This window comes from Ruegeria sp. BI11, assembly GCF_056538005.1.
On the sequence record NZ_JBQFSM010000026.1, the window covers coordinates 1 to 10,687 of the forward strand.

Annotated in this window: 6 protein-coding genes and 4 pseudogenes; 3 read left to right on the forward strand and 7 right to left on the reverse strand. The window is 52.0% G+C overall.

Annotated features, from left to right (window positions below; genetic code table 11):
- A pseudogene (locus ACR0DT_RS24505) lies at window positions 1–507 on the reverse strand (transposase); the annotation flags it as partial.
- Window positions 508–581: 74 nt separating this feature from the next.
- On the opposite strand from ACR0DT_RS24505, the gene ACR0DT_RS24510 reads away from it, so the two are divergent.
- Complete coding sequence (locus tag ACR0DT_RS24510; RefSeq protein WP_480713274.1) at window positions 582–1,580, forward strand: IS110 family RNA-guided transposase; 999 nt, start codon at window positions 582–584, stop codon at window positions 1,578–1,580.
- A gap of 601 nt (window positions 1,581–2,181) precedes the next feature.
- On the opposite strand, the pseudogene ACR0DT_RS24515 reads toward ACR0DT_RS24510, so the two are convergent.
- The 6 genes and pseudogenes from ACR0DT_RS24515 to ACR0DT_RS24540 form a co-directional block, all read right to left on the reverse strand.
- Window positions 2,182–2,688, reverse strand: a pseudogene (locus tag ACR0DT_RS24515) (integrase core domain-containing protein); the annotation flags it as partial.
- A pseudogene (locus ACR0DT_RS24520) lies at window positions 2,651–2,926 on the reverse strand (integrase core domain-containing protein); the annotation flags it as partial. The pseudogenes ACR0DT_RS24515 and ACR0DT_RS24520, both read right to left, overlap by 38 nt.
- On the reverse strand, window positions 2,913–3,110 hold the full coding sequence (locus tag ACR0DT_RS24525) for a hypothetical protein (protein WP_480713275.1): 198 nt from the start codon (window positions 3,108–3,110) through the stop codon (window positions 2,913–2,915). The pseudogene ACR0DT_RS24520 and the gene ACR0DT_RS24525, both read right to left, overlap by 14 nt.
- A gap of 375 nt (window positions 3,111–3,485) precedes the next feature.
- Window positions 3,486–4,097: a hypothetical protein gene (locus tag ACR0DT_RS24530; RefSeq protein WP_480713276.1), complete on the reverse strand. Its 612-nt coding sequence runs from the start codon at window positions 4,095–4,097 to the stop codon at window positions 3,486–3,488.
- Window positions 4,098–4,919: 822 nt separating this feature from the next.
- Window positions 4,920–6,302, reverse strand: coding sequence for an ApeA N-terminal domain 1-containing protein (locus tag ACR0DT_RS24535; RefSeq protein WP_480713277.1), 1,383 nt, complete (start codon window positions 6,300–6,302; stop codon window positions 4,920–4,922).
- A 39-nt stretch (window positions 6,303–6,341) separates the two neighbouring features.
- Window positions 6,342–8,771, reverse strand: coding sequence for a DUF4238 domain-containing protein (locus tag ACR0DT_RS24540; RefSeq protein ID WP_480713278.1), 2,430 nt, complete (start codon window positions 8,769–8,771; stop codon window positions 6,342–6,344).
- A 398-nt stretch (window positions 8,772–9,169) separates the two neighbouring features.
- On the opposite strand from ACR0DT_RS24540, the pseudogene ACR0DT_RS24545 reads away from it, so the two are divergent.
- Window positions 9,170–9,295 (forward strand): annotated as a pseudogene (locus ACR0DT_RS24545) (IS110 family transposase); the annotation flags it as partial.
- A gap of 559 nt (window positions 9,296–9,854) precedes the next feature.
- Complete coding sequence (locus tag ACR0DT_RS24550) at window positions 9,855–10,484, forward strand: IS630 family transposase (protein ID WP_480713279.1); 630 nt, start codon at window positions 9,855–9,857, stop codon at window positions 10,482–10,484.
- Window positions 10,485–10,687: the final 203 nt, after the last annotated feature.

Sequence of the window (10,687 nt, forward strand, 5' to 3'; positions counted from 1 at the left end):
GTCGAGATATCGGTCGTACCAGCGATAGTAGATGGTCTTCGGAATGCCCAGCTTCTCCAAAGTGCGCTTGGTCGGCAGATTCGGAAAACTTCGACGAGGCGGATGATCTCCAGCTTTTCAGATGCAGGATACCTCATTCGTCGTCGCCCCCATCCGCGATCATGCTTTTTTGAGCAACCGCAGTTCAAGAGCCTGTTCGGCAACCACTTCTTTCAGATCGCGTGCCTCGCGGCGCAGATCTTTGACCTCGGTCGATGTCGTTGCACGGGCCGTGTCGCCTGCCAGACGTTTCTTACCGGCTTCCAGAAATTCCTTGGACCAGCTGTAATACAGTCTCTGTGCAATGCCTTCACGACGGCACAGCTCTGCAATGCTGCCCTCACCTTTTAGGCCGTCCAGCACGATCCTGATCTTCTCTTCCGCCGAATAATGTTTGCGGGTCGCACGGCGAATGCCCTTTACGACCTTCTCACCGTAGCTCGGCTTGGTTCCGGGTTTCTTTCTCATCTTATGGAATGGACGCCCCTTGCACCGACGCCGATAGTTTTCGGCAAACGTAGCAAGCAGAAGGAGTTCACAGAATGCAGTTACTTGCGATTGACTTGGGTAAACAGTCGTTTCACATCCACGGGATCACCGATCAGGGCGAGGTGATCTCGAAGAAGGTGACCAGATCCAAACTCGAAGCCGCCGTTCAGGAGCATTCACCGGAAACCGTCGCCATGGAGGCTTGCGCCAGCGCTCATCATTGGGGTCGACAGTTTGAGGCTCAAGGCTATTCCGTGCGCCTCATTCATCCACGGTTCGTCATGCCGTTTGTTAAAGGCTCCAAGAACGACGCTGTTGATGCCGAGGCGATCTATGAGGCCGCACTGCGCCCGACTATGCGATTTGTCCCAGTGAAGACGACGGAGCAACAGGATTTGCAGATGCTGCACCGAACACGCGACCGGCTCATTACACAACGGACTGGATTGATTAATCACATTCGCGGCCTCCTGGGAGAGTACGGCGTTGTCATTCCAGTCGGTGCTTGTCGGTTCCGCAAAACCATCAGGAATGCTGTCACTGAGGCCAAGCTGTCGGCGCTAGCAACAGAGAACTTCAACGCACTTATCGCCGAATTCGAAGCGTTGGACAAACACGTCGCTGAGCTCGACCGTAAGCTGATCACGATCTGCCGGACCGATGAGCGGTGCAAACGTCTGGCAACCCTTCCCGGCGTCGGGCCGGTGATCGCCACCGCCTTGATCGCTGCCGTTGATGACGGCCGACACTTCTCGTCTGGCCGGGCACTCGCCGCATGGATCGGTCTGGTTCCCAGACAATATACGACGGGAGGCAAGCCTCGGCTTGGTGGCATAGGCAAACGAGGCAACCAATACTTGCGGCGCCAGCTCATCCACGGTGCCCGGTCCGTCCTAATCAGGATCGCCAACCGTAACGATCAACGTTCGAAATGGGCACAGGATTTACTGGCACGTGCGGGTCACAACAAAACGTTGGTCGCAATCGCTAACAAAACAGCACGCATTGCCTGGGCCGTGTTGCGTAGTGGAGAACTCTACAAAACGGTGTAGCGGGCAGCCCGGAAAGTACCGGCGCTCTAAGAATGCGAGGTGATGAGACGATGGTGTAACGGCAAGGGCCGCCAATTCACAGCCTGTAAGGAGTGGTGGCCATCAAAGGCCGGTCATCTTGGAAGGCACTGAAATCAGCGGATCCCATCGAGGCCAGGAGCCAAAGTGCTTCTATCAAAGGCCGGATAGATTCACGCATCCAATGCCGTCAACACGATCACAAAAAACACCTTGCGCAGGGGGCGTCCATAGATCCACTCCTTGGCGGGTACGATGAGCCAGAAACCCTCTCTTATCAAATCGACCTAAACTGTCCCATTGGTGCTGACGTCAGACAGTTGGTGTGAGACACTGTATCTGAAGGCTCGCCAAGCTTAGTGCTTCAGAACCTTTGCAACAGGTTCAAAACACATTAAAAGGGGAGACATTCCTTTAGTTGTGAAGCGTCAGAACTGCCTCACACCATCTTCAAGTTTATGTGTTCGAGGAAGCACGGCAAATGCGAAATGCCGGAAACTGGAGTGAGCAATCCCACTTGAGAAGTCCAAATTGAAAGTTAGTGTGTAAGACTTCAGACTTGATCTGAGGAGCATCTCAGTTTTCAGTGCTGAGGAGATGTTGTACGCTGTCCGATTAGTCGGGCGCTTTGATAGGTTTTTTCTACAGCGATGTGTAACGTTTCACGGAAGGTGTGCATAGGTGTTTTGCCATAGCAGTATCTTCCCGAGTGTGGCCGTTGCTGGTTATATTTGGCCAACCACGCGTCCAGATCGGTCTGTAATTCTTCCACCGACCGGTAGAGCTTCTTACGGAAGGCGATGTCGTAGAACTCGTCCTTGATGGTTCGATGGAACCGCTCGCAAATGCCGTTGGTCTGCGGGCTGTTTGCTTTGGTCTTTGAATGATCCACATCCTCGACCGCCAGATAGAACTGATAGGTGTGGTTCTCGGTCTTGCCGCAATACTCGGCACCCCGGTCGGTCAGGATGCGCAGCAGGCTGATGTCGTGCTCGGCAAAGAACGGGATGACGCGGTCGTTGAGCAGGTCGGTCACCGTGACCGCGGTCTTCTCAGTGTAGAGTTTGCAGATCGCCACGCGGGCATAGGTTAAATAGCCTGATCTGACTGGTCCAAATTGATTGTTTGTGCATGATCGGCCTGTGATCCATCGGGATGATGGTTTCTGGCGCTGGCGGGCGATAGCCCAGAGCACTGTAGGGGCGTTTGGTGTTGTAGTTTCTCCTCCATTATTCGATCTGTATTTGGGCTTCGCGTAGGCTGTAGAAGATTTCACCGTTGAGTAGCTCATCCCTGAACCGGCCATTGAAGCTTTCACAGTATCCGTTTCCAGTCCGCAACGATCACTCTCTGCTTGCGATTGAAACCTCTCTGGACTTGACGCTGGTAATACTGCGGACGGCTTGTGATGAGCAGCCTACCGCCGCGCATCTCGATCAGGGCTTCAAGCGCGTTGAGAATTTTATCCCATGGAAGATCAGGCCTTTGGTTGATGCCATCTACCACGACCATGAAGCTCTCACTTGGAGGTACCGCTTCCCAAGCAAGAAGCCTGCGTCGCCACCGATCTGCGCTGCCCGGAGCGTTTTCTGTTTGTTGGGCAAAAACCTCAACGAGAAGGTTTTCAAAGCCTGCAGGATTGACGCCTTCTAGTGCTTCAGCGCTTAGCGCAACCGTAAGCCCCGGAAACTGAACAGCAGCTTCTGCAGTAACCCAGCTTTTTCCAACTCCCTCCGCTCCTAGAACGAGACAGGTCGTTTCCTTGCAATGTCCACCTTCGATCGCTTGTAAATGAGATTCACGCCTTATGGTCGGTGCGTCAGGATTGAGAGGTGCAGTCGGCTGCCCAAGGCGATAGCGAGCTTTCGCTGCTGATGAGAGCGTTGCCTACAACCATTTCTTGTTGGCCTCTATTGCCTGCCTGCCAGAAATCTCTTTGGCGCTAAACTCGGTTTGCAGAGATAACCAGCGAAGTTTCACGGCTTCACTATTCTTCAGGGAAAGTAGCTCACCTTCAATTTCCCTTTCGGTCACTGCGGCTTGTGTTCTGCTCGCGATCCACGCTGGGATGTCGTCTCCGGCATTGGCCAGAACAATGCCAAGCGCGGGCAATTCTTGGTCATTCCAATCTAAGACCAGCGTTGCAATGCCTTGGTTTTCACCATCAGTGGACAGATCTTGCGCAAGTTGGTTTGGCACCGCTACCGTTGCTCCAAGAACCCAGAGGATTTCGGCTTCGGATTTGCGACGGCTAAGATCTGCTATCTTTGTGAGCACTGTCTCTCGCGTAAGCTTCGACGAGTATCTTTTTGCCTCAAAACAAACAGGATTCGCCGGGTTTTCGCCTTGCCCATCTACACCAAACTGAAAGCCGCTTGCTGCTAGACGCATCGGGTTCCCGGATACTCGGGCAAGCACTAGAGCAAGGAGACCCTCAAAGCCATCTTTACCCGTAGCGGGAAGATCAAGAAGTGCAGATTTAAGAGAGGTAAGGTTCATTCGTATTCATGCCTTTAGGTCACAAGCACAATATCTAGCAACGTTTTGCCAGAGAGTCACAGAATGATGACCGAGTTTAACGAAATAAGAGCTGTCTGCCAGCAGCAGAAATTGTTCATGGCTGTCTTGATTGCGCAGCCGGTTTGCACGCGAGCCTGCATAGTGCCCGATGTGAAGCAGCCCCGTGGTGCGGTCACCTGTCAGAATGGTTGGTCGGTTCATTTGCGTTTTCTCATGAAACGGGAGGCGGCGCATCGGGAAGCTCGGAAAACAAAAGGCCGCCCTTACGGCGGCCTCGGAATATGTTTGGTCATCCGGCCACCCTGTCAGCGGGCCAACCACCAAGTCATTGCGATGATCGTAGTGTTTTCCATGGAACACTGACTATCGTCTGCGACGATTGCTGGCCAATCAAATGGTGGAAAGGGCTCGAGGCTGAACTCGGATGCGGTGCAGAACGTTCGCGATCGGGGTCGCTATGCGATGTAAGGACGGCCCAAAACAGTAACTCGACAGATGATGGCAATGCTGCGGTTGTAGCCCTCTTTGCTGCCGTCTGCGGCATTCGCGAGATTGAAGTTTCGCTGAACTCACGGTCACTAAGCAGACCTTAGCTGCGTGCACCGAACTGGAAGTACCTGACGGCAGCAATGTGCAGAGAACGAATTTTGCAGCCTTCATCAAAGAGGGCGGTTTGATAACGGTTTCGCACGTCGTGCAGAACCAATCGATCGCATGGGCCAACTTGACGCTGCCAACTGCATCCGCAGCATCCGGATAGTTCGGTAATGACGGATAGGTCCACGGCTTCGGTAAGTTGCATTAAAATGCGTTGACGTAGTCTGACACGAGCGGGTTTCGGTAAATGCGCTCTTTGCCAGCTTTTGATATAGGTAGGTCCGAAGCCAGCAACAAAAAGCACAAACACTCGACTGCACTGGTCGCCCTTGCAAGCGTCTGGAACTCTCGGTCTGTATTTGTGCGGAGAGCCCGATGCGCCGCATGTCCTCTAAGCCGCATAGCATTCTTGAGATCACTAATCATTCGATCTGATGGTTCTCTTTGAATCGGCCTGCCGTCGAGGAGATCGGATAGAAGCCTCTTGAAACGGGCCTCGTGATCTTCATTACCGACACGCTGGATAGAAGTTGTCAGCCTGCCAGAAAGGTGGCCGTGACCAAGCTCGCTGGCTGCTTGTCGCACAGCGTCAACCATCTGCTGAATATCCTCTCCGCCAACAACAGAAAGGCTTTCTGCACCTGGAATTTGCTCAAGGCACTTGCAGGCATCCAACAATCGCTCGGGCCCGATCGTACCTCTATGCCGCAAGAAAGACATCATAAGTCCATATGATGTTTTCCATTTAGGGGCTCGTTCGATCCAAGCTGCTAAACAATTCGAAAAAGCTATGGCTTCGTCATCGCTATAGCACAGACAGGGACTCCCCCAATTTCCCGTACTATTCAAGTTAGGCTGAAAATCGCTTTGTAGGAAAACTACCTGATGATAATCGAACATCTTTTGGTTTTTGATGGCAGTTTCTATCTCCATGTCATCCATGCTTGAGACGGCGACATTATCCCAGTTTAGCTGGACACCAAGGCAAAATGACAAAAATGAACCGACTAGAAATAGTGTCTCGGTAAAATCATCAATGGGCCTCGGCGTATCAAACCGAACGTCAAATCTGGGACACCATTCGCTCGGGAAGTCGTCGCCAGCGTAGTGTGCAGCGTACCAAACAGACACCTCCACACCGTCGATTTTCGATCGTATAAGGTTGCGGTCTGCCTCTTCATATCTTCGATTACCGCTCAGTCGTGACTTCAAAGTTGAGTTTTCCAGTATGCGGAGCGCATGAGGAACTTCAAAGGAAGCCTGTTTAACCTGCATCCCTACCTTCCACGGGCAATCACCAATAACCGCCATGTTTGAACGAATCCCCAGCGTGTCACATCTCAGTGGTGGCTCGCTATTTTTTGACCTAGAGCCAGGGCCCACCAAGTTTTGAAATAGAGTTACGAACTGGAGATGTTCAGTCAGCAAATTTATCCGCTGTTTCTCGGGGAAATGTAAAAATCCATCAAATGCAGTCAGGTGTGTTTCGATATCTTCTTTTGAGTACTTGAAGAAACCCGGCACGGACCTCCCAGTTTCCTGTTCAACGCAAAGAACTCTTTTCCCGGGGCGCAGTTTTTCAACCATTAATTAATCCATCTTTAAGCCAATTAGGTCTTTGAAGTCCTATTTGCGGGGGCATTTATTCAAGTAGAGAGCCATTGGCACGCTCGGCATGTGATGCTCTGAACTGGACATCAAGAGGAGTCGATTGATGGTGCTGTCGTAAATTCCCCCTTTGGGAAACGCACACTCAATCTTCACGTTACTCCGAAGGAAATCTGTTTGTTCAATTACCTCCTTGTATGCGGAATTGCTCTTTGTAAGGCTTGCCAATAGATGCTGCTCAAAGTTTGGCTTAACACCCGTACGATCCACCTTGGCCAAATAGGAAAAGAGCTTTCCGATCAGAGCGGCATGGGGTCGAGGCAGAGCTTGTCGCCGCCATTCAAGCACTTCCACTGGATTTTGGAGAAGGGGTAACAATGAGTCCCCAAAGGCACTAGCGAGATCGTTGAGGCAGTGTCTAGCCTTCCCTTCGCGCGCCACTATCGTAAACATAAGTTCTCGCCATCGCACAGCACTGTCAGTCACGATTGCCGCCCCGGTTGCTTGGGCGATATACATTGTCATCTCGAAATTCGGTGCGAGCTTCAACAAGTGAAGTTGCCCGTTTTCTTCACCCACCATAGGCGGATCACTTTGTAGCACCGCGTAAGGGTCGCGTTCTTTCATTGCTTCTAATGCACTAAGAACCGCCTCTACATCTTCGTCTGAACAATCCGGCGAGAATTGTTTTATCTGCGCTCGTTGCCCTTCTTCAGAAACTTGGAAGAAACTACGTTTGAACTCTTGTTCGTGCACGGCAAGCATTTCCTCGTCGGCCTCCAATATTGGCCTCAGTACACGTCCCCTTTCCTCCGCAAGATTCATGGTGTGATCCCGCAGATGGTAGTCAAATTCCCAAGGATCAGGAAACAGGTTGACTAAGCCAGCTTCGATCAGCGGCATGAGCTGAATTATCAAAAGTACACTCTTGAGGACTTCTTGCCGATAGGCTTGCGGGCGTTTAACCGGATTAAATTTCTCGTTCAGTGAACGTGGGTTCACAAAGGGGTGTTGAATCAGCAATTCATCAAACAGTAGCGAACTCCCAAGTGCAGCCTCTGCGATTTTGCTCGGGTGTAGCATGCCGGTGTAAACAGCCCGCGATGTTCCATCTGGTTTCGGTAACAACGCCAATAGGTCGGTTTCTAATGGCCAAAGTGCTTCGTAAACCGAGTAAATTTTGCTGATTTTCTCGTCAGTTATGGAGCGCCGAACATCTACCCAATCCTGATCCGGTTGAAGTTCCAAGATGTTCTGTATACCCCGGAATAGCGCCTGATTTCGTTCTCGTATGCTCATTTGTCCCCAAACGGGGCGCAAATGGACAGGCTTTCTTTTGCAGCAGTCTCTAAATCGTTTGCCTGAACCACAACCACAAGGCTGAACCGACCGGAGCTTTCCCTTTGGAAGTTCAACTTTCAAGAAATCGCGCTCTTTCTCACCGCGTCCAAATTCGTCCTGATAGGCAACTTCGCCGTTTTCATACTTCACATAGGTTTCACCGCCAAAATGGAACAGTTCATCTGATGGAGGTAAAAGCACCTGTCCGGCAGATTTCCACTCTTTTTTGTTTGTGATCGGATTGGGAAGCCACTCCTTCCGACCAGCAGCAACATATCGAAGGGCACGGGAACGAATGATTTTGTTGATGGACTCTACTTCGCCTGAACTTAATGAGCGGCTTCTTATGAAGGCGTCAGTTCTCAATATCGAGCTGCGAAATCGCCGCGCAAAGGTGCGCTTTTGCGTTGGGTTGCAACCATGATCCTGAGCATACTCAAGGTTCGTCAGTATTAAGCAGTGATTACGATCCAGCGGAAATACTGTTTGCGTTGACTTGAGTTCGATGCCGGGATCTGTTGAATTCTGACAAAGCTTAGAGCAGGGCAGTGCTGCATGGTTGAAAACCGTGACGGGGTGATCGGAAATGATGAACTTGATGTCAGTTTCACTGGCAGAAACGATCTCGCGCACGCCCTCTGCCCAAATAGTACAGTGCATCATACGCAGGGCTTGCATTTCCATCATCAATTCATTTTGGGAAAGCGACGGGTACTGAGTTTGGAGCCAAGACAACCCTTTAGGTGTGCGCAACTTTTGGGAATCTAAGTACTCGAAGAAAGTCGTGAAGTGCTCGTGGCATTTCACCTGGTTTCCGCTGGCAAACGCCCTGACGGCCAGAGCGCCTCGCGTATCCACATCGCCGAATAACTTTCTTTCGATCTCGTCGTTTACCGCCGTTCCAAAAAACGTTGAGTATAAGTCTCTCTTAACGAAGGCACGCGGCGGCGGAGCGTTGTGCAGGTCTTTCTTGAACCCAACTGTGCCATCAGAACGGGTGAACTGCTCAGGCGACAAGTCAAGGTAAGCAAGTGTAGTTTTGCCAGGCTCCCAAAATTCTTTCTGATACCACTCTGGTACGTAGTGATTGTTTCGTGTTTTAGACATGGCACTAAATGTGGTGCTTACGAGAACCAATCACAATAGGTTAAGTTGCATTGATGACTTGCGAAGACCCAAGCAGCTGACTTGTCAAGGAGTTCCCAAGAAACGCGAGAAGGCCTAAGGAAATTCATATATGACGAGTTGGAGTGCAGCGAATGTCGGCTTTCACTCTCAGCGCTTAGAATTTCGCACATGCGGCGAACTTCCGCTTCCCACCCTCCTGAAGGATCGTTTGCGTATGCGGTAGGGTTTTCGTGTATGCAGCAAATGGTCGCTACACCTATGTTCTTATTGTGTTCCTTACAACCCCTATCTGTGCACCTTCGAGGCTGTTGGGCCAAATAGCGCAGCAGGTGATCCTAGCCGTTTTGCAACAAACCACACCGCAAGGGAGACCGACTATGACCGATACCATTATTGCACAGGACGAGCCTGTTTTGGTGGCGATTGACATCGCAAAAGCCCGCCATGAAGTTTTGATCGCTGTTCCCGGCCGAAAGCGCCGTCGCCGTCTGACAGTTCTGAACCAGATGATTTTCCCACTCCGCTCTTTTTAGGTAATTGGAGATGCAGGTCTGGAAGGTTCTCACTGGTTGACCCCCTCGTGGTGAACGACATCTCCGGACCCGTGATGCCGGAACAGGGAGACGTCATCACCCACAACCGGCCTCGTGCACTTTCTGCGCGAGGCCGGCCTGCACTTGGCGGATAGCCGCGTCACACCTTCCGATGGGGTGCGCCACATCCAGCGCCATTTCCCACCAGTGCTTGCGGTTCCACCTGTCGCTGCGTAAAGATGGGGGGCGCGGAGCGATCGGTCTCCAGAAGACTTTCCCTCGTCGTTGCGGCAGGAACATGCACGTCTTGCACGACGCACTGCCCGGAAACGGGTCCGTCCAATTTCATTCCTGCCCGGGCGCTGCCCCGTACTCCCTTCCAACACAGCGCGAACCGGCGTCGGAAACCACCCCTGATATCCCGCTTGCATGTCTTCCTGACGTTGCGTAAACGCAGCACCGTTGCGGGCCTCCCTGTCCTGAAGGTTTTCCTTGCCTGGATCTTGTTTTTGCATTTTTCTGCGCAAGCTTGGCTTCACGTATAAAAAAGACGCTGGTCGCGACCGAGCGACGCCGTGCAAAGGTAAGGAAACAGCGCGAGGACTGGGTCAGATACCGCCTGCCAGCGATCGCAACCCGACCGGAACGTGTTGTCTTCATTGACAAAATCTCTGTCAAAACGAACCTGACCCGTCAGCGTGGATGGTCACAACGGGGCGCGCGGCTGGTGATGGATATGCCCTTTGGACCTTGGGGAACGCAGACCTTCATCGCAGGCCTCGGCGCTGACGCACTGATTACACCTTGGGTCATCAAGGGCGCGATGGGTGGCGAAGCTTTTACCGCTTACATTGAGCAGGTGTTGATACCAGAACTGGAACCGGGCATCATCGTCATCCTGCACAACCTGGCCACGCACAAGAATACCGCAGCCGCCAAAGCCATGCGTGAAGCTGGGTGTTGGTTCTTGTTCCTGCCGCCATACAGCCCCGACTTGAACCCGATCGAGATGGCCTTCTCAAAGCTGAAAGCGCACCTGCGAAGGATCGGCGCGCGAACCTGCACGGACATGTTCCACGCTCTCACAGAAATCTGCGACCTCTATAAGCCAGAAGAATACTGGAACTACTTCAAGGCTGCCGGATATGTCTCAGCTTAAAGATCGGGCGCTTTAAACCACTTTTTCCCATAGGTCCGCAAACACCAACCGCAGCCTCGTTCAATCAGGTTAGTTGCATTCCGCAAGGGCATCTAACCTTAAGTCTATATTTCCTGCCCATATTCTATTCGGTATTCACCTATTTGGTACCATGATATGGTTATCAGTGTGGCGTCACACCTGGTAAGCCTGTGCATATCACG